Source organism: Cryobacterium sp. Hz9, from assembly GCF_004402825.1.
Taxonomy (GTDB): domain Bacteria; phylum Actinomycetota; class Actinomycetes; order Actinomycetales; family Microbacteriaceae; genus Cryobacterium; species Cryobacterium gelidum.
Map to the genome: position 1 here is coordinate 80,983 of NZ_SOFC01000012.1, position 23,804 is coordinate 104,786.

At 65.6% G+C, this 23,804-nt stretch carries 26 protein-coding genes; 16 read left to right on the forward strand and 10 right to left on the reverse strand.

What is annotated here, in order from left to right; all coding sequences use genetic code 11:
• Positions 1-140: 140 nt before the first annotated feature.
• The 3 genes from E3N85_RS06385 (at position 141) to E3N85_RS06395 (ending at position 2,798) form a co-directional block, all read left to right on the forward strand.
• Positions 141-1,061, forward strand: a complete 921-nt coding sequence (locus E3N85_RS06385; protein ID WP_134460950.1) for a pseudouridine synthase — start codon at positions 141-143, stop codon at positions 1,059-1,061.
• Between the two features lie 105 nt (positions 1,062-1,166).
• Positions 1,167-1,865, forward strand: coding sequence for a bifunctional 2-polyprenyl-6-hydroxyphenol methylase/3-demethylubiquinol 3-O-methyltransferase UbiG (locus E3N85_RS06390; RefSeq protein ID WP_134460952.1), 699 nt, complete (start codon positions 1,167-1,169; stop codon positions 1,863-1,865).
• A gap of 171 nt (positions 1,866-2,036) precedes the next feature.
• Positions 2,037-2,798, forward strand: a complete 762-nt coding sequence (locus E3N85_RS06395) for an MOSC domain-containing protein (RefSeq protein ID WP_134460955.1) — start codon at positions 2,037-2,039, stop codon at positions 2,796-2,798.
• A 156-nt stretch (positions 2,799-2,954) separates the two neighbouring features.
• Here E3N85_RS06395 and E3N85_RS17115 read toward each other — a convergent pair whose 3' ends face one another.
• A complete protein-coding gene (locus E3N85_RS17115; protein ID WP_370289111.1) occupies positions 2,955-3,221 on the reverse strand; it encodes an SDR family oxidoreductase in 267 nt (88 codons plus the stop codon).
• A gap of 154 nt (positions 3,222-3,375) precedes the next feature.
• On the opposite strand from E3N85_RS17115, the gene arfB reads away from it, so the two are divergent.
• Positions 3,376-3,798, forward strand: coding sequence for an alternative ribosome rescue aminoacyl-tRNA hydrolase ArfB (arfB, locus tag E3N85_RS06405; protein ID WP_134460958.1), 423 nt, complete (start codon positions 3,376-3,378; stop codon positions 3,796-3,798).
• A gap of 36 nt (positions 3,799-3,834) precedes the next feature.
• Here the strand turns inward: arfB and E3N85_RS06410 are convergent, their stop codons facing one another.
• Positions 3,835-5,706, reverse strand: coding sequence for an FAD-binding monooxygenase (locus E3N85_RS06410; protein WP_134460961.1), 1,872 nt, complete (start codon positions 5,704-5,706; stop codon positions 3,835-3,837).
• Positions 5,707-6,057: 351 nt separating this feature from the next.
• On the opposite strand from E3N85_RS06410, the gene E3N85_RS06415 reads away from it, so the two are divergent.
• Both E3N85_RS06415 and E3N85_RS06420 read left to right on the forward strand, forming a co-directional pair.
• Entirely contained in the window at positions 6,058-6,501 is a 444-nt protein-coding gene (locus E3N85_RS06415; protein ID WP_134460964.1) for a VOC family protein, read from the forward strand.
• 98 nt (positions 6,502-6,599) lie between these two features.
• Positions 6,600-7,478, forward strand: a complete 879-nt coding sequence (locus E3N85_RS06420) for a helix-turn-helix transcriptional regulator (protein WP_134460967.1) — start codon at positions 6,600-6,602, stop codon at positions 7,476-7,478.
• A gap of 4 nt (positions 7,479-7,482) precedes the next feature.
• Here the strand turns inward: E3N85_RS06420 and E3N85_RS06425 are convergent, their stop codons facing one another.
• From E3N85_RS06425 to E3N85_RS06440, 4 genes are all read right to left on the reverse strand, one after another.
• Positions 7,483-8,460, reverse strand: coding sequence for an aldo/keto reductase (locus tag E3N85_RS06425; protein ID WP_134460970.1), 978 nt, complete (start codon positions 8,458-8,460; stop codon positions 7,483-7,485).
• Between the two features lie 110 nt (positions 8,461-8,570).
• Positions 8,571-9,638, reverse strand: a complete 1,068-nt coding sequence (locus E3N85_RS06430; RefSeq protein WP_134460973.1) for an NAD(P)-dependent alcohol dehydrogenase — start codon at positions 9,636-9,638, stop codon at positions 8,571-8,573.
• 161 nt (positions 9,639-9,799) lie between these two features.
• Positions 9,800-10,027 (reverse strand): sulfurtransferase TusA family protein, encoded by a 228-nt coding sequence (locus E3N85_RS06435; protein ID WP_134460976.1) that lies wholly within the window; start codon positions 10,025-10,027, stop codon positions 9,800-9,802.
• 61 nt (positions 10,028-10,088) lie between these two features.
• Positions 10,089-11,219, reverse strand: a complete 1,131-nt coding sequence (locus E3N85_RS06440) for a YeeE/YedE family protein (RefSeq protein WP_134460979.1) — start codon at positions 11,217-11,219, stop codon at positions 10,089-10,091.
• A gap of 272 nt (positions 11,220-11,491) precedes the next feature.
• Here E3N85_RS06440 and E3N85_RS06445 point away from each other — a divergent pair, with 272 nt between their 5' ends.
• Together E3N85_RS06445 and E3N85_RS06450 are read left to right on the forward strand one after the other, a co-directional pair.
• Entirely contained in the window at positions 11,492-12,133 is a 642-nt protein-coding gene (locus E3N85_RS06445) for a DNA-3-methyladenine glycosylase (protein WP_134460982.1), read from the forward strand.
• Between the two features lie 70 nt (positions 12,134-12,203).
• The gene (locus tag E3N85_RS06450) at positions 12,204-13,184 is read left to right on the forward strand and encodes an NAD(P)-dependent alcohol dehydrogenase (RefSeq protein WP_134460985.1); all 981 of its coding nucleotides are present in this window, start codon (positions 12,204-12,206) and stop codon (positions 13,182-13,184) included.
• Here E3N85_RS06450 and E3N85_RS06455 read toward each other — a convergent pair.
• Positions 13,150-13,734 carry a CGNR zinc finger domain-containing protein gene (locus tag E3N85_RS06455; protein WP_134460987.1) on the reverse strand — a complete coding sequence of 195 codons (585 nt, stop codon included), beginning with the start codon at positions 13,732-13,734 and terminating at the stop codon, positions 13,150-13,152. The two genes, E3N85_RS06450 and E3N85_RS06455, sit on opposite strands and share 35 nt — an antisense overlap.
• A gap of 80 nt (positions 13,735-13,814) precedes the next feature.
• Between E3N85_RS06455 and E3N85_RS06460 the strand changes: the two genes are divergently transcribed.
• The 3 genes from E3N85_RS06460 (at position 13,815) to E3N85_RS06470 (ending at position 16,665) form a co-directional block, all read left to right on the forward strand.
• A complete protein-coding gene (locus E3N85_RS06460) occupies positions 13,815-14,810 on the forward strand; it encodes a DMT family transporter (RefSeq protein ID WP_134460990.1) in 996 nt (331 codons plus the stop codon).
• Positions 14,811-14,914: 104 nt separating this feature from the next.
• A complete protein-coding gene (locus E3N85_RS06465) occupies positions 14,915-15,544 on the forward strand; it encodes a DUF1992 domain-containing protein (RefSeq protein ID WP_241978348.1) in 630 nt (209 codons plus the stop codon).
• 89 nt (positions 15,545-15,633) lie between these two features.
• Positions 15,634-16,665 carry an NADPH:quinone reductase gene (locus E3N85_RS06470; RefSeq protein WP_134460993.1) on the forward strand — a complete coding sequence of 344 codons (1,032 nt, stop codon included), beginning with the start codon at positions 15,634-15,636 and terminating at the stop codon, positions 16,663-16,665.
• Positions 16,666-16,739: 74 nt separating this feature from the next.
• Here the strand turns inward: E3N85_RS06470 and E3N85_RS06475 are convergent, their stop codons facing one another.
• Complete coding sequence (locus E3N85_RS06475) at positions 16,740-18,614, reverse strand: DEAD/DEAH box helicase (protein WP_134460996.1); 1,875 nt, start codon at positions 18,612-18,614, stop codon at positions 16,740-16,742.
• 214 nt (positions 18,615-18,828) lie between these two features.
• Here E3N85_RS06475 and E3N85_RS06480 point away from each other — a divergent pair, with 214 nt between their 5' ends.
• Both E3N85_RS06480 and E3N85_RS06485 read left to right on the forward strand, forming a co-directional pair.
• Positions 18,829-19,494, forward strand: a complete 666-nt coding sequence (locus E3N85_RS06480; protein WP_134460999.1) for an SDR family oxidoreductase — start codon at positions 18,829-18,831, stop codon at positions 19,492-19,494.
• 104 nt (positions 19,495-19,598) lie between these two features.
• On the forward strand, positions 19,599-19,742 hold the full coding sequence (locus E3N85_RS06485) for a hypothetical protein (protein WP_241978349.1): 144 nt from the start codon (positions 19,599-19,601) through the stop codon (positions 19,740-19,742).
• A 26-nt stretch (positions 19,743-19,768) separates the two neighbouring features.
• Here E3N85_RS06485 and E3N85_RS06490 read toward each other — a convergent pair whose 3' ends face one another.
• Positions 19,769-20,545, reverse strand: a complete 777-nt coding sequence (locus E3N85_RS06490) for an alpha/beta fold hydrolase (RefSeq protein ID WP_134461002.1) — start codon at positions 20,543-20,545, stop codon at positions 19,769-19,771.
• 145 nt (positions 20,546-20,690) lie between these two features.
• On the opposite strand from E3N85_RS06490, the gene E3N85_RS06495 reads away from it, so the two are divergent.
• Together E3N85_RS06495 and E3N85_RS16430 are read left to right on the forward strand one after the other, a co-directional pair.
• Entirely contained in the window at positions 20,691-21,329 is a 639-nt protein-coding gene (locus tag E3N85_RS06495) for a phosphoribosyltransferase (protein ID WP_241978350.1), read from the forward strand.
• 139 nt (positions 21,330-21,468) lie between these two features.
• Positions 21,469-22,488, forward strand: a complete 1,020-nt coding sequence (locus E3N85_RS16430; RefSeq protein WP_134461005.1) for a lytic transglycosylase domain-containing protein — start codon at positions 21,469-21,471, stop codon at positions 22,486-22,488.
• A 143-nt stretch (positions 22,489-22,631) separates the two neighbouring features.
• Here the strand turns inward: E3N85_RS16430 and E3N85_RS06505 are convergent, their stop codons facing one another.
• Positions 22,632-23,246 carry a hypothetical protein gene (locus E3N85_RS06505; RefSeq protein ID WP_134461008.1) on the reverse strand — a complete coding sequence of 205 codons (615 nt, stop codon included), beginning with the start codon at positions 23,244-23,246 and terminating at the stop codon, positions 22,632-22,634.
• Positions 23,247-23,376: 130 nt separating this feature from the next.
• On the opposite strand from E3N85_RS06505, the gene E3N85_RS06510 reads away from it, so the two are divergent.
• The gene (locus tag E3N85_RS06510) at positions 23,377-23,790 is read left to right on the forward strand and encodes an ankyrin repeat domain-containing protein (RefSeq protein WP_198412069.1); all 414 of its coding nucleotides are present in this window, start codon (positions 23,377-23,379) and stop codon (positions 23,788-23,790) included.
• Positions 23,791-23,804: the final 14 nt, after the last annotated feature.

Sequence of the window (23,804 nt, forward strand, 5' to 3'; positions counted from 1 at the left end):
CTCCTTAGCCACAGGCGGAAGACTCAGTTGCGATCCGGTGCCTCCAGTCTGCGCCGAGCGGCGGGGCGAGGGCAACTCGGGTTCCGACTTGCGCCAGCAATCGACTGCGGTGAAAGGGAGTGGCCACGTACCATCAATGCATGCCCCCGCCTTCTCCGCTCCCGCAACGACACGGGCTCGATGCCGCGTGGGTGTGCACGCCGGAACGGTCGCAGCATCCGCTCTGGCAGACTATGGGTGCCTGGCTGGACGAGCGGTTGTCGGAGTTCGTGGACGTGGCTGGATTTCTGGCCCAGGAGCGTTTTGTCTATGACACTGGCGCGGCAGTCGGCGGCCGAGACCCATACCGGCCGTACACCTTTGTGTGGTTCCATCGCGATCTGGCCGAGGAGACCGTTGTTCCGGGGCCCATTCATCTGATCTACCGCGACGATCGGATCGTGGTGATCGACAAGCCCGCTTTTCTCTCGTCTATTCCGCGCGGGCGCCACGTCGTGCAGAGCGTGGTGGTGCGCCTGCGCGCGGCGCTGCAGCTCCCGGAGCTCTCCCCGCTGCATCGGTTGGACCGGGTGACGTCGGGGCTGCTGGTTCTTTCGACCGAGCGACGGTGGCGCGGGGCGTATCAGTCGATGTTCCAACGCCACGAAGTGGAAAAGACCTACCGTGCGCTGGCGCCGCTGCTGCCTGGTCTCGACCTGCCCGTGACGGTGCGCAACCACCTCACGACGCGCCGTGGTCGGTGGCAAGCCGAGGTGCTGCCGGGCGTGCCGGCCAACGCTGAGTCGTTGATCGCACTCGAATCGGTGATCGACGGCCTGGGCAGCTACCGGCTGACACCCCGCACCGGTCGCACGCACCAATTGCGCGTGCACATGCTCGGCTTGGGAATTCCCATCAGTAATGACCCGCTCTACCCGGTCGTGCAGGATGTCCCGCTCGACGATTTCACCCGTCCCCTGCAGTTGCTCGCGAATGAGTTGCGCTTCATCGACCCCATCGACGGGGGAGTGCGGCAGTTTGCCAGCCTGCGCACGCTTCCGCTTCGCAGTGAGGTCTCCTGAGCGAGCAGTTCCGCGGCACGCGGGTGAGGGAACGCATCTGATCATGATCGCTCCGGGGGTCCACCGGAATTTGTCGTGCACCCGTGAAAGACGGATGCTTGAACCATGGAGCACACGAACGACACTTCACCCGACCACGCCGGGACCGACCACGCCAACGCGGAGGCGGCATCCGCTGGTCGCGCCCCTCGTGATCCGGGCGCGGAGGAGAATTTCTGGGACGACCGCTACGCCGACATGGAGCAGCTGTGGAGCGGGAAGCCGAACGCGACGCTGACCACCGAGGCACGGGAATTGCCTGTCGGGCGCGCGCTGGATGTCGGCTGCGGCGAGGGAGCGGATGCCCTCTGGCTGGCGGAACACGGGTGGGACGTCACGGCGCTGGACGTGTCGGGGGTGGCGCTCGACCGCGCGGCCGCTCAGGCCGACGTTCGCAAAGTGACGGTGAACTGGCTACACGCCGGCCTGGTCGAGGCGGCACTACCGCAGGCGTCCTTTGATCTCGTCTCCGCGCAGTACGCCGCGCTGTTGCGCACCGATGGAAACGTTGCCGAGCACGCGCTGCTCGCGGCGGTCGCCCCCAATGGGGTGCTGATCTTCGTGCATCACCCCGCTCCGACGGCAGAGGAGGCCGCGAACCACGGTTTTCATGCCGATGACTACGTGGGCCCGGCGCAGGTCGCTGCCCTGCTCGACGACAGCTGGCAGATTGAAGTCGACGAGACCCGGCCACGCCATGTAGCGACCGGAGCCGGGTCCCGTCACACCCACGACGTTGTCCTGCGGGCTCGACGACTGCGCTGATCGGCCGAATTCAGACCGTTATTGTGGCCGGCGCTCCGCGCCCGCAGGGATCGGTGTACCTCGCGCAGCGCTCGCGGGATGCGGGAGAGAAGCTGTAACCTGCATGTCCTCCTCGACCTCGGGCCGGGAGCCCCGGGCCGCGAGCGGTCTGCCGATAGGGTGGTGTCTATTATGCAGATTCGCGACATTGGCCTGTCGGTGCTCAAGGGCGGCCGTCACACCACGCGCGAAAACGTGCTGCTCGAAGCACACGGCCCGGCGGGGGACCGACACTTCGCGGTGGTTGACCTCGCAGACGGCCGCGTGTTGAAGACCGTCGAGCATCCGCTGCTGCTCACCTGCAGGGCCCGATTGGATGACGGGGTGCTGTCGATCGACATCGGCGGGCGTCAAGTGGCCGCAAAACCCGAGTCGAACGGTCAGAATCTCACACTCGACTATTGGGGTCGCGCCGTTTGCATGCACGTGGTCGGCGGGCCGTGGGCCCGGGCGTTTTCTCGTTTGCTTGGGAAGGATGTGGCTGTGGCGCAGATCAACGCCCCGGGAGGCGTGGTCTACGGCGACTCCGTCACCATCGTGACGACGAGTTCGCTTCGTCGGCTCGCCGATGAGGCGGCCGCGACCGTTGACGCTCGCCGGTTTCGGGCGACGTTCACAATTGACACCGGCGACGCGGCTGCGCACGTGGAAGATTCCTGGGCTGGTCGCGAACTCGACCTGGGGAGCGCGCGCCTGCTCGTGGGCGCCGGAATCCCTCGCTGCGCGGTGATCGACTCGGAGCCCGACACCGGCGCGCGCGGCACGAACCTGCTGAAGACCCTCGCACGCTATCGCCTGAGCGGAAGCGACATTCCATTCGGCGTCTACGCCCAGGTCATTCGCCCGGGGATCGTTGGCTGCGGCGGTCAGGTGCGGGTACTCCCCGGTAGCTGACGAGAGGCCGGGCGTACGTTGACTCTGCCGCGGTTGGCATCAGTGCCGGCCTCGACGCGGCAGTGGGTCAGGGAGCGATCTGCTTGACCGGGCGCATGAGGATCTCCTGGATGAGCACATTGGCCGGCTGCGAGAAAGCGAAGACCAGGGCCTGGGCTACGTCTTCGGACCGCATCGGTTCCAGGTGGCTGCGCCGTATCGTCCGCCGACGCTCGAAACGGAGCAGATCATGGCACCAGCCCGACCGCGCATGAGGGGGATGGCAGCCTGGGTGCAGTTCAGCACACCGTACAGGTTTGCATCGATCATTGACTTCCAGTCAGCGGGGTCGCTGCTCGCAAATGGCGAATTGAGGCCAAGACCGGCGTTGTTGAAGAGCAGATCCACGCCACCGAAACGACTCTCTCGCTCGTGGTGAGGCAAGGAGGGTGACCTGGCGCTGATCCATCAGGTTGTGGAAGCAGAGGACACGGTGCATCTCTAGACCCGATAGACGCTGGAGAACCCAGACTTGCACGAATACTCAACTGTACAGTCGGGGGCTTCGACCGCGCCCACTCTGTGCCACGCTGGGAGCATGGACCTTGAGGTGTCGCCGGCGCTGACCATTCCCGAGCGCGAACTCGGCTGGCGGTTCTCGCGGTCGTCAGGACCCGGCGGCCAGCACGTGAACACCTCCGACAGCCGGGTCGAACTGTTCTGGAACATCACCGAGTCCACGGTGCTTTCGGCTGACCAGCGGATGCTGCTGCTCACCCGCCTCGAGCATCGTCTCGTCGCCGGGGTGGTCACCGTCGCGGCCAGCGAGCAGCGCTCCCAGCTGCGCAATCGCGAGTCGGCCCTGCGGAAACTCGCCGACCTGGTGACCGCAGGGCTGGAACCGGAAGCGCCCGCCCGCCGCCCGACCAAACCCACCCGCGGCTCAGCGAGGCGACACCTCGCCGTCAAGCAACAGCGCTCAGCCACCAAACGCAACCGGCAGCGGCCGCCGGCCGAGTAACGGTCACGACGGTCGGCATCCGCTTGGTCGGCGTCGTTACCGCGGGAGCAGCATCTGCCGAAAATAGGCGGCCAACTCCGCTGTCGCGGTCAGGGGCAGCACGTGCGCGACGTACTGGTCGGGACGCACCACGACAATGGCGCCGTCCTGGCTGATGCCGCGTTCCTCGAAGATGTGGTGTCGGGGGTCGGCGGCGTACACCTTTTCGTAATCGATCAGCCCGAACGGGCCGGTTTTGGGCAGGAATGCTTCATCAACCTGGCCGAGGTCTATCTCGGTGTGCGTCTGCTGGTAGACCACCTTGATGTCGAAGACGCTGTCGATGTCGGCCTCGGTCGGGGTGTGCGCGCACAGGGGAGAATCGGCGGAGGTGCGAAGCCACTCTGCCCAGTCGGCCAGTGCAGAGCGATCGGCGTCCGCGAATGCATACACACGCCAGCGGCCGTCGGCACGGTGGTGGTGGCCGAGCTGAACCGGGTTGGCGTCGCCGACGCGCACGACCGGGGCAGACTTGAAGCGCTTACCGATGGGAAATCCGCTGGCGAGCGACTGGTGGGTCGCTTTGCCGATCAGCATCGACGGCGGGTATTGGGTCATGAAGCCGGCCGGGAACTCGGCCGTCTGGGTGTAGAAATCTTCGAGGGGCACCTTCAGGTCTTCCGGCTTCATTGCCATCAGGGTCGACCACTCCTTGTCGAAGTCGATGAGGTTCTTGGCGATGACCTGGCGCTCGGCCGAATACGTACTGAGCAGGCTGTCGGGGCTGCGCCCGTCAAGCACGTAGGCGAGTTTCCAGCCCAGGTTGAAGCCGTCCTGCATCGACACGTTCATGCCCTGGCCAGCCTTGGCGCTGTGCGTGTGGCAGGCGTCACCCAGGATGAAAACACGTGGCGAGCGGATGTTGATCTCCTCGGGAAGCAGATCGTCGAATCGGTCGGTGAGGCGGTGGGCGACCTCGTACACGCTGTGCCAGGCAACGTTTTTCACGTCGAGCGTGTAGGGGTGCAGAATGGCGTTCGCCTTCACGATGATCTCGTCGATCGTCGTCTTGCGCACCGCGCCATCGTCGTCGGGGGAGACGTCGCCGAGGTCGACGTACATGCGAAACAGGTAGCCGCCCTCGCGCGGAATGTGCAGGATGCTTCCGCCGGTTCCGGACTGGATGGCGCACTTGGTGCGAATGTCGGGAAAGTCCGTGACAGCGAGCACGTCCATGACGCCCCAGGCGTGGAAGGCCTGGTCGCCGGCGGGCGTGCAGCCGATGGAGTCGCGCACGGCGCTATGGGCACCATCGGCGCCGACCACGTACCTGGCGTGCACGATGCGCTCCTGGCCCTGTTTTTCACCCGTCGTGTGCACGAGCGTCACCGTGACCGGATACTCGCCGTGGTTGCTGTTGGTGAGGCTGAGAAAGTCCAAGCCGAAATCCGGCCTCATGCGGGTGGGGGAATTCGCCATCACCTCGGCGAAGTAATCCAACACGCGCGCCTGGTTGACGATGAGGTGCGGGAATTCGCTGACGCCGGTGGGATCATCGATGGCGCGGGCCGAGCGGATGATGTTCGCCGGATTACTGGGGTCCGGCTTCCAGAACGCCATCTCGGTGATGCGGTAGGCCTCGGCGATGATGCGCTCGGCGAAACCGAAGGCCTGAAAGGTCTCGACGCTGCGGGCTTGGATTCCGTCGGCCTGTCCGATCGCGAGGCGTTCGCCGCGGCGCTCCACGATCCGCGTCGTGATGCCCGGAAACTGGGAGAGCTGGGCGGCGGTGATCATGCCGGCCGGGCCCGTTCCCACGATCAGAACGTCGACGTTGTCGGGCAGCTCGTCGGGGCGATCGATCCCGACTCCGGCAGCGTCCTGCGTGCGGGGATCGGTCGACACGTATCCGTGGTGGTGAAACTGCACGGCTTCCTCACTTCTCTGTGTGGCTGTTCTGCGTGGTTTCTCGGTGGCGGTAGCGTACCGCACACCACCGATGCCTGTTCGATAATAGAACTAGGTGTTCTATTATCGTTTGCAGAATCATATCGGGCAGCACGAGATTCGCACACGCGCACGAAGAAGCATCCGCGGTGAGCGGGCGGCGCGTTCTTTTTTTCGGGGGGAGGGGGCTACGGCTTCCGCGTGCCCGAGTGGCGGGATTCGCCGCTTGGTTCGTGGCCTGACACCTCTGCCCTTGACAACCTGCTTGTTGTTGACGAGTGTGTCGGCAGGTCCGTAGATCGACGGATTGCCCTCGACGGACAAGGAGTCACCATGGTTACCAGCATCTTCGTCAATCTCCCCACCAGCGACCTTGAACGCTCAAAGGCGTTCTATTCGGGGCTCGGCTGGGGCATCAACCCGTTGTTCTCCGACGAAAACGCCGCCTGTGTCGTGATCGATGAGATTCTCTATCTGATGGTGCTCACCCGGGACTTCTTCAGCAGCTTTACCGACAAGCCGATTGTCGATCCCAAAACCGCGCTGCAGGTCGAGACGGCATGCAGCCGTGATTCCCGAGCAGACGTCGATGCCATTCTGGAGAAGGCGGTCGCCGCCGGAGGTACGGAGCACCGTGAGCTGCAGGACTACGGCTTCATGTATGCGCGCGACTTTGAGGACCCGGACGGCAACCTGTTCAGCGCACTCTGGATGGACCCGGTCGCCGCCAGGATCGGCCCCGAGGCGTTCGCGGCCCTGCAGTCAACGGGCGTCTGATCCTTCGGTGACGGCACCCGACTACGGTCAGCCGTCGCGCGACGGCGTCGCGGTCCGTACGCACATTCGACGGCGCGTCCGCAGGAGATACTGGAGGGATGGAAGACAAAGACACCCTCGCTGATTTTCTGCGCTCGGCCCGGGCCCGACTCACGCCAGCCGATGTCGGCCTGCCGTTAAACCTCCACGCGGCCGCCCGACGGGTGCCCGGACTGCGCCGCGACGAAGTGGCCGGGCTGGCCGGCGTGAGCGTGGATTACTACGCACGGATGGAGCAGGGCCGGGTGACTCAGGCGTCTGATGCGGTGGTGAACGCGCTCGCCGAGGTACTGCACCTGAACGAGGCAGAGCGCACCTACCTGTTCTCGCTGTTGTCGACGTCGACCGGCGGGCGCACCCAGCAGCGACGGCGCACCCACAGCGTGCGGTCGTCGGTGCGCACCATCATGGATTCGATCACCGGGCAGCCTGCGTTCGTCCTTGGTGTGGGGATGGACGTGTTGGCCATGAACGACCTCGCCAAGCTGCTGCTGAAGGATTTCACGCAGGGCGCCGGGCTCCAGCGCAGCCTCGCCAGGTGGACCTTCCTCGATCCGGCGGCGCGTGCACTGTACCTGGACTGGGACGACGTCGCCTGCGACGTGGTGGCCATGCTGCGCCACGACGCACGCTCCCACCCGAACGACCGTGCGCTCAACGAGCTGATCGGCGAACTGACCGTCAAGAGCGACGAATTCCGCGGCTGGTGGAGCCAGCACCGCGTGTGGAAATGCACATTCGGGCTCAAGCGTTTCGTGCACCCGATCGTGGGCCGCGTCGACGTGGACTACGAGACCTTCCCGGTTCCGGGCGAACCCGACCAACAGCTTTTCGTTTACAGCACCCAACCGGGGTCCACCTCGAGCGACGCCCTGCACATTCTGGCCTCCTGGCGCACAGACCAGACGGATGACGCCGCGCTCGAGTCCGTTCGCTGACGCTTTAGAACCCTTCGGGCAGACGTGGCAGGTACGGCGCCTCCAGTCGCGCGCGCTCCGAGGCGCTGAGCTCGAGATCGAGTGAGGCGATGGCATCGTCGAGGTGCTGCTGCTTGGTGGCGCCCACAATCGGCGCTGTCACAGCGGGGTTGCCCGACACCCAGGCCAGAGCGATCTGCGCTCGCGGCACGCCGCGCTCGGCGGCGATGTCGGCGACGACCGATGCAACAGCACGATCGCCCTCCTCCGCCTGCGCGTAGAGGGTCTGGCCGAACAGGTCCGTCTCGGTGCGGGCGGTCGTTTCGTCCCAGTCCCGAGTGAGCTTTCCACGCGCAAGCGGGCTCCACGGGGTGAGGCCGATACCGGCATCCATTGCGAGCGGGAACATCTCCCGCTCCTCTTCTCGGTTGATCAGGTTGTACTGGCTCTGCATCGACGCGAACGGGGTCCAGCCGTTCACCTGCTGCAGGCGCAGCGCCTTGGCGAATTGCCAGGCGAACATCGACGAGGCCCCAAGGTAGCGTGCCTTGCCCGAGCGCACCACGTCGTGCAGGGCCTCGAGCGTCTCCTCAAGGGGGGTGAAGGGATCGAAGCGGTGCACGATGTACAGGTCCACGTAGTCCAGGTCGAGCCGGCGCAGGCTGTTGTCGATTTCCTGCAGTACCGCTTTGCGTGACAGGCCGCGCTGGTTGGGGCCTTCGCCGACGGGCGCGTACACCTTGGTCGCTACGACGACCTCGTCCCGGTTGGCGTATTCCTTGAGTGCGCGGCCGAGGATTTCTTCGCTCGACCCGGCCGAGTACCCGTTCGCGGTGTCGAAGAAGTTGATCCCGGCTTCAACCGCCTGCCGGATGAACGGCCGGCTGGTTTCCTCGGTCAGCGTCCAGGCGTGGTTGCCACGTTCCGGCTCGCCATAACTCATGCATCCCAAGGCGACCGGGGAGACATCCAGGCCGGTGCTGCCGAACTTCACGTACTTCATGAGACTCCTTTAATGACGGATGCCCCGGGCCGCCTCAATGCTGCGGCCCGGGGCAGTTCGTACCGGGGTTTTATCGATCCGCGGAGCGATTGCCGTGCGGATCGGAGCGCTTACGCGCCGACGCGGGTCTCGTTGGCGAACGAGGCAACGTCGATGACGAAACGGTAGCGCACGTCGCTGCGGATGACCCGCTCGTATGCTTCGTTCACCTGGTCGACCGTGATGACCTCGATGTCGGCGCCGATCCCGTGGGCGGCACAAAAGTCGAGCATCTCCTGGGTCTGGCGGATGCCGCCGATCTTCGAGCCCGCGATGGAGCGACGCTGCGAGGCGAGCCAGACCATCTTCACGCTGTCGGGTTCCGTGGGAATTCCAACGTGCACGAGCGTGCCGTCCAGCGCGAGCAGCTGCAGGTACCGTTCCATGTCGAGGTTTGCGGCCACGGTGTTCACGATGAGGTCGAAGTGGTTCTCGAGCTCGGTGAACGTGGTCGGGTCGCTCGTGGCGAAGTAGTGGTCTGCTCCGAAACGCAGGCCGTCTTCCTGCTTGCTCAGGGTCTGGCTGAGTACGGTGACTTCAGCGCCGAGCGCGTGGGCGATCTTCACGCCCATGTGCCCGAGGCCGCCCATGCCGAGGATGGCGACCTTCTTGCCGGGGCTGGCTTTCCAGTTCTTGAGCGGCGAGTAGAGGGTGATGCCGGCGCAGAGCAGGGGAGCGGCTTCGGAGAGCTCGATGCCGTCTGGGATGCCGAGTACGTAGTTCTCGTCGACGACGATCGCGGTGCTGTAGCCGCCGTTGGTGGCGGTGCCGTCGTGGTTGCGGTCGTTGTAGGTGCCGACCTCGCCCTTCAGGCAGTACTGCTCTTCGCCGGCGAGGCAATTGGCACACTCGCGGCAGGAGTCCACGAAGCAGCCGACGCCGACGCGGTCGCCCACCTGGTAGCGGGTGACGTCGCTGCCGACGGCGGAGACGATGCCGGCAATCTCGTGGCCGGGAACCATCGGGAACAGTCCCACGCCCCACTCGTCGCGGGCCTGGTGAATGTCGGAGTGGCAGATGCCCGCAAACTTGATGTCGATGGCCACGTCGTGGGCGCCGGGAGTGCGTACCTCGATCGTGGTGCGTACGAGAGGCTGGCCGGCCGCGGGGGCGGCGAGGGCGGGAATAGTGGTCGTCATAAAGAAGTCCTTCAATGCCGGTGGTGGAATGCGGGGGAACCCCGTGCCGTGGCACGTGTCGACGGTGACATCCGCTGCTTCAACGCTACGCCGTGTCAGCCCTTTTATCAGGACAGAGGGGGGCACTGATTGACCCACCCACCAATCTGATCGGGCGAGACCTAGGCCTTCTGCACGGTGATGGTCCAGGCGGCGTCGCCGACGCGGTCGAAATTGGTGACCGGGTAACCTGCCTCCGCGGCCCAACGCGGTAAGGCATCCGTCGCCTGGGTGCAGTCGAAATTGATAACCAGCTCATCGCCGACATCGAGCAGGGCAATGGCTTCTTTGGCCTCGACGATGGGGAACGGGCAGACCTGACCGTCGGTTTCAAGTATGTGAACTGCCATGGTGAATCTCCTTGTTGGGTGGTGAATAGTTGAACTGGAATATGGCGCAGGGTGATGGACGCTAAGGGCGAACGGATGCCCGTGTCGCGCGCGCCGTCTGAGGGGGTGAACCCGGCGCAGCTGCACCCTGCCCGGGCGACTCTCGGGCCGCCGCGTTTCGGGCGGAGCGTGCCTTGGAAGGTCCGGTGATGAAAAACCGGGTGGCGACGCCGGTGCCGAGGATCATGAAGCCGAAGGCCACCCAGCCTTGAAGCTGGAAGGAAGCCGTGTTGACCATGGCATTACCGATGGTGCAACCGCCCGCCAGGCTGGCGCCGATCCCCATGAGGGCACCGCCGGCGATGCTGCGAACGGTGGTGACGGCGTCTGGAATTCGAATGCGGAATTCTCCGCTGCCCTTGGCGGCGATGAAGGCACCGGTGAGGATTCCGAGCACCAGATAGACACCCCAGTCGATGACCTCGGCGTCGCCGCTCACGAGATAGTTGACGATGTTCGATGACGGGCCGGTGATTCCGAGACCGGCTTCGCGGCCGGTGGCCCAGCTCAGCGGCCAGGCCAGAATCGCGAGGCCGGCGATCACGAGCGCGGTAGTGAACGCGCCCCACTGCTTCTCGAAGAGTAGGTGAGCGATTCCGTGTTTGCGGGGCGGCAGGGTGGCCAGGCGCGCTCCCGGGCGTTTGCGCAGGTGATGCCGGGCCAGCAGAACGACCGCGGTGGCGAGCAGGGCGACCAGGAGCCAGGGCGAGACGCCAAGCAGCCCGTGCACCGTCGAGGCCTCCACCGTCACGCTGCGCAGGCCGGAAACCCCGGTCGCCAGCATGCCGGTCTTCGAGATCGCGGAGAACAGCGAATAGAAGATGAGGGCCAGCCAGCTGCCCACCAGGCCCTCACCGGCCCGGTAGTAGGTGCCCGTGGCGCAGCCGCCCGCGAGCACGATGGCGAAGCCGAAGAGGAAGGCGCCGAGAACCGTGGCGAGCCAGGGAAAGGCGCTGGACGACAGCGAGATAACGCCGACGGCATCCAGGGTGAATACCCCGACGCTCTGCACGGCGATAACAATGAGAAAGGCCGTGAGCCAGCGGGTGTTGCCGGTGACCCAGAGATCGCGGAATGCACCGGTCACGCAGAAACGACCGCGTTGCATCGCGAAACCGAGGGCAATGCCCAGGCCCAGACCGGTGAGAAGCATGTCGTATCCCCGTTCGTGTCGCGCCCTCCGCGAAGTCGTGAAGGCACTACCGACGCTACGACTCATTGACGACTCGGCGGCTCAGAAGTCGTGCAGTGACCGTGTGCGACGACACATTTGACTGCCACGCTGTGGAGTGTTATCAATCGCGGGCATGGACGCGCGAAGGTCGACGGTGATCGCGTCAGGAACGCACCACACAAACACATTCCCGGTGTTTCACCGGGGGCGCGATTTCGGGCGGTCTGCAGGCGAGCGGCTACGATTGGCCCATGAGCGACTTTGACGGGTTGCGGCCGGCCAGTCGGGGTTTCTTTGCTCGCGATGTGCTCGAGGTTGCACCGGAGCTTCTCGGCTGCGTCCTCCAGCGCACCGATCCCGAGGGCACCGTCTCCATCCGGATTTCCGAGGTTGAGGCGTATGCGGGCGAACGCGATCCCGGTGCCCATGCATACCGGGGTAAGACGAATCGGAACAAGACCATGTTCGGTGCGCCCGGGCATATCTACTGCTATTTCACCTACGGGATGCATCACGCTCTGAATCTGGTCACCGGGCCGCTCGGGCAACCATACGGTTGTCTCATTCGAGCCGGTGACGTCATTGCGGGCGCCGGTCTGGCCCGCGCCCGTCGCGAGCGGAAGCCACGTAAAATTCCGCTATCGGAACATGCCCTGGCGCGCGGTCCCGGGTGCGTTGCGCAAAGCTTTGGGGCTGACCTCAGCAACGATGGCGACGATCTTTTTGACGGCCAATGGCGTCTATTCATCCCGAAAAATGGAGCTGTGTTGCCACATGCGCGAGGTCCACGTGTCGGCCTCAGCGGGCCGGGCGGTGATGGAACCGCGTTTCCCTGGCGGTTTTGGCTCACGGATGCGCCCTCTGTCTCGGCATACAAGTCCGGACGCAGGTAGGACCGTCCCGGACTCCGACTGCTCTACGCGGTATGTCAGTTCATTCTTTGAGTGCGGTACGCTGTGCCGCATGAAAGCTGCCGTGTACCGTCGGTACGGACCACCGAACGTGATCCGGGTAGAGGATGCCTCGGCGCCGGTTCCCGACGGCGACGAGCTGCTGGTGCGAGTCTTCGCGTCAACGGTGAACCGCACGGACTGCGGGTTTCTGAGCGGCAAACCACGCCTCGTGCGCCTGTTCAGCGGGCTGCGAGTGCCCCGGGCGACAATTCTCGGTTGCGAGTTCGCCGGCGAAGTCGCGGGTGTCGGTGCCGGCGTGACCGCCTTTGTGGTCGGCCAACGCGTGTTCGGCTATAACGGCGTGAAATTCGGCGGCCACGCGGAGTACGTCACCATCGCCGAAACCGGACTCGTGGCCGAGATTCCGGTGGGATTGGCCTATGCCGAGGCCGCGCCGACCATCGAGGGCGCCCATTACGCGCTCAATATGATTCGCGCGGCGAAGATCACGGTCGGGCAGAATGTGCTGGTCAACGGCGGTACGGGAGGTATCGGCTCAGCCGCCGTGCAACTGCTTGCGCACCTCGGCGCTCGCGTCACGGCGGTCTGCGCCACGGCGCACCTGTCCACGGTGCAATCGCTGGGCGCGGAGCGAGTTGTGGATTACACCCGGGAGGATTTCACGGCGCTCGATGACCAGTTCGATGTGGTGCTCGACGCGGTCGGCAAGAGCTCCTTCGGGCGCTGCCGTCGGCTGCTCGCGCCGGGCGGCTTCTACGTCTCGTCGGAATTGGGCCCGATGTGGCAGAACCCGGTGCTGGCACTGACGACGCCGCTGCTGAGAAAGAAACGGGTGCTGTTTCCCATTCCGAAAGACACCCGAGCTGACGCGCTTTTTCTCCAGGGATTGGTCGAGACCGGCGAGTTTCGGCCGCTGCTGGACCGCAGCTTTCCGCTGGAGAAGATTCGTGAGGCCTACGAGTACGTGGCGGCCGGTCAGAAGATCGGCAACGTTGTCATCCGCGTGCGCGACGAGACGCCTCCGGCGTAGGTTCGGCGGCCTGGCGCTCGCGGAAGGCGATCATGTTCATGCGGTTGCCGCAGCGCACGCTGCAAAAACGCTTGGACCCGTTGCGGGAAAGGTCGAGAACCAGGCCGGTGCAGGCATCCGCTGCGCAGATTCGCAGGCGTCCCATCTCGTCGCTGCGGATCACATCGATCAAGGCGAGGGCAGCCTCGACGCGCATCCGCTCGCCGAGCGGCGCCTCGGGCACGGTCGCGTGCAGATGCCAATCCGACACGTCGTGCCGCGCGAGTTGGGGGAGTGCCCTGGCCTCGCGTAAGATGCGGTTGACCTCGATGACGGCGTCGTCGCGGTCGAGTGTCCAGACTCGCCGCAACAGGGCGCGGGTCTGCCGCACATCGCGCAGTTCGGCGGCGTCGGCGTCGATGCGGCCCGTGAACGGGATCGGGGCGAGCAACGCGGCGAGGTCGGCGAGCGTCTCGAGCTCGTCACGGCCACTGCGGGAGGCCCCGGGGTCGGTATCGCCGAGCGCCACCACGAATTCGAGGGCCCCCTCGGTGTCAGGGGCAAAATGCAAGTTGACTCCTTGTGATTCCAGTCATATTGTCAGAGGTGTAAGCCAGTTTAGACCATGACAAGATGGACCGGAGGGCTCCCATGCAGCTGTCATCGATTCCCGGCGGCCTGATTGTCGCCGCGGTCGCCGCTATCTCTTTCGGTACCTCCGGTGCACTGGTCAAGCCGATGCTTGAGGCCGGATGGTCGCCGACGGCGGCGGTCACCGCCCGCGCACTGACCGCCGGACTCGTGTTGCTGGCGCTGGCGCTGTATTCGCTGCGCGGGCGCTGGGCGGCGCTCTGGCGGGGCCGGTGGCGGGTGCTCGGCATGGGGATGGTCGGTGTGGCGTGTACGCAACTCGCCTATTTCGCTGCCCTACAGACCATTCCGGTCTCGACCGCGCTGCTCATTGAATTTCTTGCCCCGCTGCTCCTCGTCGCCTTCGTCTGGGTGACGACACAACGGATGCCGCGCCGCACCGTTCTGCTCGGCTCGGCTCTCGCCGTGGCCGGCCTGGCGCTTGTCATCGGGCCCGGTGCGATTCGCGCCGTCGACCCCGTGGGTGTGCTGTTCGCGTTCGGGGCCGCGGTTGCCTGCGCGGTCTTCTTCGTAGTGGCCGCACGCCCAGCCGAGGGGCTGCCGCCGATCGCGCTCGCGGCGTTCGGGCTGCTGGTCGGCGGTGTGGCACTCGGCCTGCTTGGCGTCACGAGACTGCTGCCATTCACGGCGTCATTTGCAGACGTGTCGTTGCTCGGAGCGGTGACACCCTGGTGGGTGCCGCTCCTCGCGCTCGCCGTCATCAGCACGGCGATCGCCTACGCGGCGGGGATCACCGCGGCCGGGGTGCTCGGGTCGAGGCTCGCGTCATTCGTCGGGCTCCTCGAGGTGATCTTCGCGTCTCTGTTCGCGTGGCTGTTGCTGGGCGAACTGCTCACGCCACTCCAACTGTTCGGCGGGCTGCTCATCCTGGGCGGTATTGCGGCCGTGGGGGAGGAACGCGTCGAGCTGGCCGCAAAGTCGCGGGTGCCGGACGAACCGGAACAGCACGAGGCGAGCGCCGCCGGGGAATCGACGGTTGCAACGTCCGCTCGCTGAACGGATCAGGGTCCCCGCACGTTGCCCCGCCGCGGGTCGGCGGCGGGGCAACGTGCGGCGTTCTCTGGTCGACTCCGAGACCACCGCGACCTAGGCTGGCAGCCATGACCGGCAAGAAAGAGCCCAGCGACTCTCGACGGAATGTGGCCCACTACGAGATTGACCGGATGCTGCCCCCCGGGCGCGTCGAAATTCCCGAGCCCCGGCAGGACACGCCCGAGCAGAACACGCCCGAGCAGAACACGGCCGGGCAATCCATGATGGAGGCCCGCGCCCAGTACGTGGAAATGGCCATTCAACAGGCTATTCGCCGCGGCGAGTTCGACAACCTGCCCGGAGCTGGCAAGCCACTGACGAATCTCGAGCGCGGCTACGACCCGGACTGGTGGATTCGCCAGAAGATCGAACGCGAGAAGATCACCGGCCTCGGGCCGCCCGCCCTCACCCTGCGCACCGAGAATGTCGAGCTCGACGCCCGCCTCGACCAAGCACACTCCGAGGCCGCAGTGACAGCGATTCTCAATGATTTCAACAGCCGCGTCGTGTCGGCACGCCGTCAGCTGCAGGGCGGGCCACCGGTAGTCACACCCACCCGCGATGTGGAAGGACAGCTCACGCTCTGGCGGGATCGCCGGGCAGCGCGAAGCGAGGCCGCGCGGCAGGAGCGCGACCGCGAAGCAGCCGCGCTCGCCGCGATGACCTGGCGTGAACGCCGCCGCGCTCGCTCCCGTTGAACCACCTTCGCGCCGGCCGTGAAATCACGACGGAATAACCGTGTCCCGGGGAATGGAAACATTCCGGCGCCTGTGGTGTTAGGCCTCATATGAAGACCATTGTGTATCGCGAGACCGGTGACCCGTCTGTACTTCAACTTGTCGATCGGCCGGTGAGCGATCCCGGGGCTGGCGAGGTGCGCGTGCGGATCGTGGTGAGTGGGGTGAACCCGACCGATTGGAAATCGCGCCGTGGCTCGGCACCGGGGGAGCCGCTCGCGTTCGCCGACGTCGTACCGAACCAGGATGGCGCCGGGGTCGTCGATGCCGTCGGCCGCGGAGTCTCGAATGTGGCCGTCGGTGACCGAGTCTGGGTCGCCCTCGCCGCGTACCAGCGAGCGCAGGGCGGCACCGCCCAAGAGTACGCGGTGCTCCCGGCAGACCATGTTTTTCTTCTGCCCACGCCGGCCAGTTTCGATCAGGGAGCCAGCCTCGGCGTGCCGGCGATCACCGCCTACCGGGCGCTGACGGTGGCCGAAGACGGGCCGCGGCGGCTGCATCCGGGGGCGCTTGACGGCAAGATCGTGCTCGTGGCTGGCGGTGCCGGTGCTGTCGGTCACGCAGCCATACAGCTCGCCGGCTGGGCGGGCGCTACCGTGATAACGACCGTGAGTGGGCCGGAGAAAGGAGCGCTGGCGACGGCCGCCGGCGCACACCACGTGCTCACCTATACCGACTCCGATGTCGCTGATGAGATTCGACGAATTGCGCCAGACGGCGTGGATCTCATCGTCGAGGTCGCCCCAGCCCAGAACTCCACCCTCGACCTCGCCGTTATTCGCAACCGCGGATCGATCGCGGTCTACGCCAATAATGGCGGCGACGAGATGACCCTCGACGTGCGCAAGCACTTCAGCCTGAACGTGCGCTATCAGTTCGTGCTGCTCTACACGGTCGGCGCCGAGGTCGTGCAACAAGCTGCCGCTGGCATCAACGAAGCACTGGTCGATGGCGCGCTGGCCATCGGAGCGGATGCCGGGCTGCCGCTGCATCGCTTTGGCCTGGCGCACACAGCGGATGCGCACGCCCTGGTCGAAAGCGGCGTCACCGGTAAGGTTCTCATCGACGTGTCGGCGGGCTGACCGCCATGCTGGCCTGAATGCAGAGGGCACCCTCGTCGTGTACGACGAGGGTGCCCTCTGGTATTGCTAAGGCCCTAGTACTCGCGGCGCGGAGCCCGCGGCGGGCGATCGCCCTGCTCGGCCGAGCGCGACGCTCCGCCCTTGTCAGCTCGCAGCTCGATCAGCTTGCCGCTGATGCGGGTGTTCTCCAGCTTGGAGAACACGTCGGTCGACAGATCAGCGGGCAGCTCGACCAGCGAGAATTCCGGCAGAATCTTGATGTGCCCGAAGTCGTCACGGCTCAGGCCACCTTCGTTTGCCAGGGCGCCGACAATCTGACGTGGCTCTACCTTGTGGCGCTTGCCGACCTCGATGCGGTACTGCGCCATCGGCTTGCCGCTGGAACGCACCGGGCGTTCGCTGCGCACCGGCCGGTCATCGCGGGCGCCGTAGCTGCCGCGATCGTCGCGGCTGCTGCGGTCGTCGCGGCCAAATCGGTCTGAGCGGTCCGGGCGGTCTGAGCGGCCACCACGTTCCGGACGATCGCCACGTTGTTCCGAGCGCTCGACCCGCTCGTCGCGTTCGACGCGCTGCTGTGCCCGAACATCCTCGGCCGAGAGCAGCAAGGGAGTCTCGCCCTGCGACACCACGGCGAGGGCCGCGGCCACGTCAACCTCCGGTACGTCGTGGTGAGACACGTAGTGCGCGATGATGTCGCGGAACTTGCTGATGCGGTCGGTCTCGTCGAGCGCTGCGGTGATCGCATCGTCGAAGCGATTCAGGCGCGTGACATTGACGTCTTCTACGCTCGGCAGCTGCATTTGCGTCAGCGGCTGACGGGTGGCTTTTTCGATTGCGCTGAGCAGGCGCCGTTCGCGCGGCGTGACGAAGCTGATGGCTGCGCCACTGCGGCCGGCGCGGCCGGTACGGCCGATTCGGTGCACGTAGGACTCGGTGTCGATCGGAATGTCGTAGTTGACCACGTGGCTGATGCGCTCCACGTCGAGGCCGCGAGCGGCGACATCCGTTGCCACCAAAATGTCGAGCTTGCCGCTCTTGAGCTGGTTGACCGTGCGCTCGCGCTGCACCTGCTGCACGTCGCCGTTGATCGCCATGGCGGAGTAGCCGCGGGCGCGCAGCTTCTCGGCGAGCAGCTCGGTCTCGTTCTTCGTGCGGGCGAAGATGATCATGCCCTCGAAGTTTTCCACCTCGAGAATGCGGGTGAGCGCATCGAGCTTCTGCGGGTACGACACCATCAGGTAGCGCTGGGTGGTGTTCGACGAGGTTGTGGTCTTGGTCTTGACGGTGATCTCGGCGGGGTCGTGCAGATATTTCTGGGAGATGCGGCGAATCTGCGCGGGCATCGTGGCCGAGAACAGGGCTACCTGCTTGTCGTCGGGGGTGTCGGCGAGAATCGTTTCGACGTCTTCCGCGAACCCCATCTTGAGCATCTCGTCGGCCTCGTCGAGCACCAGGTACTTGAGCTCCGAGAGGTCGAGGGTGCCCTTTTCGAGGTGATCCATGATGCGGCCGGGAGTACCGACGACGATGTGCACTCCGCGACGCAAGGCCGACAGCTGTACGCCGTAACCCTGTCCGCCGTAGACGGGCAGCACGTGCACGCCGCGAATGTGGGCGCCGTACTTCTCGAAGGCCTCACACACCTGCAGCGCAAGCTCGCGCGTGGGCGCGAGCACGAGGGCTTGCGGGTTCTTCTGCGAGAGGTCGAGTCGGTTCAGGATAGGCAGCGCGAACGCAGCCGTCTTACCGGTACCGGTCTGGGCGAGCCCGACAACGTCGCGACCCTCCAAGAGCGGGGGGATTGTGGCGGCCTGGATGGCCGAGGGGGTTTCGTAGCCGACGGCTTTGAGCGCCTTGAGCATGGCGTCATTGAGCCCGAGATCGGCAAATGTCTTGGATGCAGTGGCAGTTTCTGCCTCGTTCTGCGCTGCGGTGTCTGGTGCGGTCATGCTACCAACGGTAGTCGAAGAGTTCGTCCTCGGCGTAAAGGCTCGTGAGGCACATTACCTTCTTGTCGCTCGGCGCAGTCGAGGCGCACAGTCCAGGCGCACAGTCGAGGTGCGCCGTCGCGGCGGCCAGTCGGTGAAGAGTGACCGGGAGCGGGCGCCCCCCAACGCCGCACCGGTCTGGAATATATTGCCATCGCTGGGTCTTGCAACCCGTATGACTACTATCGCGATTATCGGTGCAGGAGCAGGACTCGGGGCAGCAGTAGCGCGTCGCTTTGGAGCAGAAGGGTTCACCGTTGCGCTGATTGCGCGAAACCAGGCGCGAGTGGATGCTCTCGCCGAAGAACTGGGCACAGAGGGAATCACGGCGAAGGGTTTCGTCGCCGACGTGCGGGATACGGCAGCGATTACCCGGGTGCTGGAGCAGGTCGCGGAAACTCTCGGCCCGATCGAGGTCTTGCAGTACAGCCCCCTGCCGCAGAAGGACTTCATGCGTCCGGTGCTGGAAACAACGCCGGCTGATCTAGTCGGGCCGATTGAATTCTCGGTCTACGGCCCCGTCGCGGCGGTACACCAGGTTATTCCCGGCATGCGTTTTCTGGGCAAGAACCGAGGCACCATCCTCTTCGTCAACGGCGGGACGGCCGTGACTCCGGCGAGCCACCTGACGGGGACGTCGATTGCCTTCGCCGGACAGGCTGCTTACGCTCAGTTGCTCAACGAGGTTCTCGGCAAAGAAGGCATCCAGGTGTCCCAGCTCATCATCGGCGGTGGCATCATTGCCGGCCACCCCGAGAAGGATCCGTCGAAGCTGGCCGAGCACCTCTGGGACTTCCACGCCAAGCGCGACCGGTTCCGCCACCAGATCAGCGCCGACTAAGCGCTTTCCACTCAACAAATTGGGCGGCACGTGTCTGAGACGTTGGCCCGGGTTCACACCGGTGTCAGCCGCTCAAGCGCGTGCCGCGATCAATCTGCCCTGCGATGATCGTGCGCGAACCCGCCCAGGACGGAGCCTTCGGCGGCATCTTTCACGGACACGTCGCCAACCCGAACAAAATCATCGGGAAGATCGCGCATAACCTCGGATGGCGCGTCGACGACACCGGAACCGGTTCGCTCGGCTGATCCTCCGTCGGCTGATTCTCGGTCGACTACGCCTTCAGAAACGCGATCGCTGCCTCCCGGAACGGGCGTGACGTGGGCGCGTTGAAGTGATTGCGGCCGGGAATCTCGAAGAAACTGCCGTGCGGCGTGGCTTTGGCCAGTGCCCGGGAGGCGTCGAGAATGGTGTCCTCGCTGCCGGTCGCGAAGAGCACCGGCTGCGCGGGCGCATTCGCGGCGCCGGGCTGCGGGCCATCGCGCAGGCCTTCGACCAGGGCGACGAGTGCCGCGAGGTCGTTGCCCGGCAGCGCCTTCGCCATCTCGAGGTACACGCCGGTGAGGCGATCGGTGATCTCGCGGCCGCTTTCGAGGTGGGCGCGGGCATCCGCTATCTGAAAACGCTTCAGCGGATCACCATCGGGGATGCCGCCGAGCACCGCCTGCGTGATGCGAACGCCGAGCTCTCGGGCAGCCTGCCATCCCACCCGGGCGCCGAGCGAGTAGCCGACGTAACGCACCTCGGTCAGGAGGTAGGCGTCGAGAACCGCCTCGACGTCGGCGACGAGCAATTCCATCGTGTACGCGTCGGCTGAGTCGGGCTTGTCACTCGCACCGTGACCACGCTGATCGATGCCGATCACGTGAAAGCCGGCCCGGGTCAGGTCGCGGGTCCATCCGGTGGCGTGCCAATTGGCGATTGCACTCGAGGCGAAGCCGTGCACCACGAACACGGTCGGATGCTCGGGGTCGCCGAGCTCGTAGGTGGCCAATTGCACGCCGTCGAGGGACGGAACAAAACGGTGCTCGGGGGCAATTCGGTGCAACATTCCCCTATTCCACCACGGATGCCGCGGCGCAGGTCCACCTCGCTTGCCACCCCTACCGGGGCGGGGCCGCTCGGACTATTATGGACTGAAGACCGGCACGCTACGACCGGCCGTCGTGGCGGCTACGCGTGGAGTGGAGAGCGCCGTGACGATAGTCTTCGCTAATCGGGCGGATGCCGGGCGGCAGCTAGCCACCCGGCTTGAGTCCCTGCGTGGTTGCGACGCCGTCGTCGTGGGGCTGCCGCGCGGGGGAGTACCGGTCGCTTTCGAGGTTGCGCGGGCGCTGGGCGCTCCGTTGGACGTGATCGTGGTGCGCAAACTTGGGGTGCCGAGCGAACCCGAGGTGGCCATGGGCGCCATCGGGGAAGGGGGAGCGCGGGTGCTCAACGACGATGTGATAGCGCAGCTAGGCGTGAGTGCGAGGCAGCGTGAAGTGGTTGAGGACCGTGAGCGGGTGCGGCTGGACGCCCGCGTCGCGTTGTTGCGCGGTGGTCGAGCGCGCGTCGATCTGGCCGGTCGGGTAGTGATCATCGTAGACGACGGCATCGCCACGGGTGCCACGGCACGCGTGGCCTGCCAGGTAGCCCGGCGCTTTGGAGCCACCCGGGTGGTGATAGCTGTGCCCGTTGCGCCGGATATCACGTCGCTCGCGCTGGGAGCTGACGAGGTGATCTGCGTTTTCGTGCCGGAGTGGTTCACCGCGGTTGGCGCGCACTATCGTGATTACGCACCGACGACCGACGACCAGGTCGTCGCCCTCCTCGCCTCCGGCGAACTGAGCTGACCGGGTGACGGATACCTTCGTAGCCGATACGGGAGCTCAGGACGATGACGGCTGTGCCGACGACCGACCGGTGAAAGTGAGGAAGTATTCAGGAAAGCCGTGCATACTGGAACCTTCGCCCGCAGACGCCGCCTGTGGAGTGTCGATTCAGAACCGCCCGCACGACAGCCAGCGATTCGTCTTTCTGAAAGCCAAACCTATTTCTTCTTCAACCACGCCCACCACATCCCTTGAGACCGACGCCAGCCGCCTTCAAGCTACGCGTCGCCGCCGGAGCCGGAAGCGGAGCCGCTTCCTGGCAGCCGGCGCCATCATTGCCACCGCCGCAGTTGTCGGCACCGGCTTCGCGGTGCAGTCCAATGTCGCAGACGCAAACGAGCGCACAGCCGTCATGACAGCGCTTGCCTCCAGCGGCGCTGGACACGACGAGCAGTTGGAACTCAATGCGGAGCGCCTGCGAGTGCGCGCCGAACAGGCCTCTGAAATCGCCGTATCTGGGGCCAGCGTCGTAATCGCTGCAGCGCAGGGCAAAACGGATGCCACGGGCCTGTCGGAGTCCGTTGCCGCGCTCTCCCACGTCACCCTGCTTGCTCCGGAGCGCATTTTCGAACTCGTCGACGTAACGACAACCGAAACCGCCAACGTGCAGGCCTCCACGACCGAGGTCGATCGCGTTGCCGCCGAGCAGGCAGCGGTCGCCCAGGCTAGCGCTGAGGCCGCTGCTGCTGAGGCTGCTGCTACCGAGGCCGCATCTGCTGAGGCCGCTGCCGCTAAGGCAGCTGAGGCTGCCGCTGAGCCCGCACCTGCCGCTGCCGTCCGGGCGGCACCGGCTCGCCCGTCCGCTCCAGCTGACCCCAACGCGGCGCAGCAAATCGCCCGTCAGCTCATGGCGAACCAGTACGGCTGGGGTGACGATCAGTTTGGTTGCCTGGTGAGCCTGTGGGACAAAGAATCAGGCTGGAACGTAAACGCCTACAACGCCTCCAGCGGCGCCACCGGCATCCCGCAGGCACTGCCGGGCAACAAGATGGCCTCGGCCGGAGCCGACTGGCAGACCAACCCCGCGACCCAGATCACCTGGGGCCTGGGTTACATCGCGAGTCGGTACAGCACACCCTGTGCCGCCTGGGACAAATCGGAAGCGTCGGGCTGGTACTAGCGCGCGGTAGCGGTACCTCGCAGCCAGCAGGCCAGGCGGTTCCGGATCTGTCACGTTCTGGTCAGGCAGGAGCCAGGGCTTGTTTTCGGCTCGAAGGTGAGGCGGAAGGTACCTCCTCGGGGACGCGATCCGCGCCGACGAGTTCAGCTCGCGGGGAACAGGGCGGGCTGTACGATAACGACGTCGGGGCCGTATCGCTCGTCTACATAGAGCTGAATGGTGCCGTCGTCGTAGAGCACGGACACCCAGAGGTAACCGTTCATCGGTACAGACGAGAGTGTTTGCGAACCGGCTAGTTCGTCGCTGATGCGCTGCAGAGTCGCGTCATCGCTCGCGCCCGCGTTCGTCGCATCCTGCCGCGGGTCGGGGGAACCGACCGGTGAGTAGAGCGAGAGCGGAATCGGAGGCTGCGTCTGGGTGAAGGCCGTGCCGTCCCACGTTCCAAAGACCGCGTACGTTCCCCAGGTCACCGTCGAGGCAGTTTCGGAGTACTTGGCCAGCGACCAGTCCCAGCCGCGAATCGCCGGTCCGTTGCACTGCGGAGGGTACGACTCCATGATCGCGCCCAAGCACAGTTGCGGCTCGCCCTCGCCCTTCTGCAAGACGGTGCCCTGGCCGACGAGTTCGTCGGTGTTCGTCACTGGCTCAGGAAGAGCTGCGGGCACTCCGGCACCCGGTACTGCCGTACCCGCGCACGCGGTCAGGGCGAAGAATGCGCAGGTCACCAGCGCGGCCATGACCGCGCGTTGAGATTTCATGCTCTGAGTGTGGCATCCCACCGATCGCGCCGCCAGTTCCAGCCGCCCAGGAACCCAAACCGTAACATGCACCTCGCACGACGGGCCGAGACGGATACGCTGGATACTCGACTGTCGAGCGGGAGTATCAGTGAACGAGAACACGCAAGTACCCGGCGGAGCTATCAGCCCGCAGGTCATCGAGGGCGTTTTCGGCCTCGCCCGCGACGGCTTGACCGTTCCGCTGGGCGAGATGATCGACGCTGGAGTTCCCCTCAACGTGGTCAACCCGCGAGGAGACACGCTGCTGATCGTGGCGGCGTACCAGCAGCACCCCGGAACCGTCGCGGAGTTGCTGCGGCGCGGGGCGGACGCATCGGCTGTCAATGCCATGGGCCAGACCGCGATCTCGTGTGCGGTTTTTCGCGACAATGAGCCGATTCTGCGGTTGCTCCTCGAAGCGGATGCCGACCCTGACCTCGGCACGCACAGGGGCGTGGCCATCGCCGACCAGTTCGGCCTGCCGCGCATGCGCGAGGTCATCGAGTCGTACCAGCGCGACTGAAACACGCGCGACTG

Coding starts and splice junctions, on each gene's coding strand:
- E3N85_RS06385 (WP_134460950.1), top strand. CDS start 141: ATGCCCCCGCCTTCTCCGCTCCCGCAACGACACGGGCTCGATGCCGCG.
- E3N85_RS06390 (WP_134460952.1), top strand. CDS start 1,167: ATGGAGCACACGAACGACACTTCACCCGACCACGCCGGGACCGACCAC.
- E3N85_RS06395 (WP_134460955.1), top strand. CDS start 2,037: ATGCAGATTCGCGACATTGGCCTGTCGGTGCTCAAGGGCGGCCGTCAC.
- arfB (WP_134460958.1), top strand. CDS start 3,376: ATGGACCTTGAGGTGTCGCCGGCGCTGACCATTCCCGAGCGCGAACTC.
- E3N85_RS06415 (WP_134460964.1), top strand. CDS start 6,058: ATGGTTACCAGCATCTTCGTCAATCTCCCCACCAGCGACCTTGAACGC.
- E3N85_RS06420 (WP_134460967.1), top strand. CDS start 6,600: ATGGAAGACAAAGACACCCTCGCTGATTTTCTGCGCTCGGCCCGGGCC.
- E3N85_RS06425 (WP_134460970.1), bottom strand. CDS start 8,460: ATGAAGTACGTGAAGTTCGGCAGCACCGGCCTGGATGTCTCCCCGGTC.
- E3N85_RS06430 (WP_134460973.1), bottom strand. CDS start 9,638: ATGACGACCACTATTCCCGCCCTCGCCGCCCCCGCGGCCGGCCAGCCT.
- E3N85_RS06435 (WP_134460976.1), bottom strand. CDS start 10,027: ATGGCAGTTCACATACTTGAAACCGACGGTCAGGTCTGCCCGTTCCCC.
- E3N85_RS06440 (WP_134460979.1), bottom strand. CDS start 11,219: ATGCTTCTCACCGGTCTGGGCCTGGGCATTGCCCTCGGTTTCGCGATG.
- E3N85_RS06445 (WP_134460982.1), top strand. CDS start 11,492: ATGAGCGACTTTGACGGGTTGCGGCCGGCCAGTCGGGGTTTCTTTGCT.
- E3N85_RS06450 (WP_134460985.1), top strand. CDS start 12,204: ATGAAAGCTGCCGTGTACCGTCGGTACGGACCACCGAACGTGATCCGG.
- E3N85_RS06460 (WP_134460990.1), top strand. CDS start 13,815: ATGCAGCTGTCATCGATTCCCGGCGGCCTGATTGTCGCCGCGGTCGCC.
- E3N85_RS06465 (WP_241978348.1), top strand. CDS start 14,915: ATGACCGGCAAGAAAGAGCCCAGCGACTCTCGACGGAATGTGGCCCAC.
- E3N85_RS06470 (WP_134460993.1), top strand. CDS start 15,634: ATGAAGACCATTGTGTATCGCGAGACCGGTGACCCGTCTGTACTTCAA.
- E3N85_RS06475 (WP_134460996.1), bottom strand. CDS start 18,614: ATGACCGCACCAGACACCGCAGCGCAGAACGAGGCAGAAACTGCCACT.
- E3N85_RS06480 (WP_134460999.1), top strand. CDS start 18,829: ATGACTACTATCGCGATTATCGGTGCAGGAGCAGGACTCGGGGCAGCA.
- E3N85_RS06485 (WP_241978349.1), top strand. CDS start 19,599: ATGATCGTGCGCGAACCCGCCCAGGACGGAGCCTTCGGCGGCATCTTT.
- E3N85_RS06490 (WP_134461002.1), bottom strand. CDS start 20,545: ATGTTGCACCGAATTGCCCCCGAGCACCGTTTTGTTCCGTCCCTCGAC.
- E3N85_RS06505 (WP_134461008.1), bottom strand. CDS start 23,246: ATGAAATCTCAACGCGCGGTCATGGCCGCGCTGGTGACCTGCGCATTC.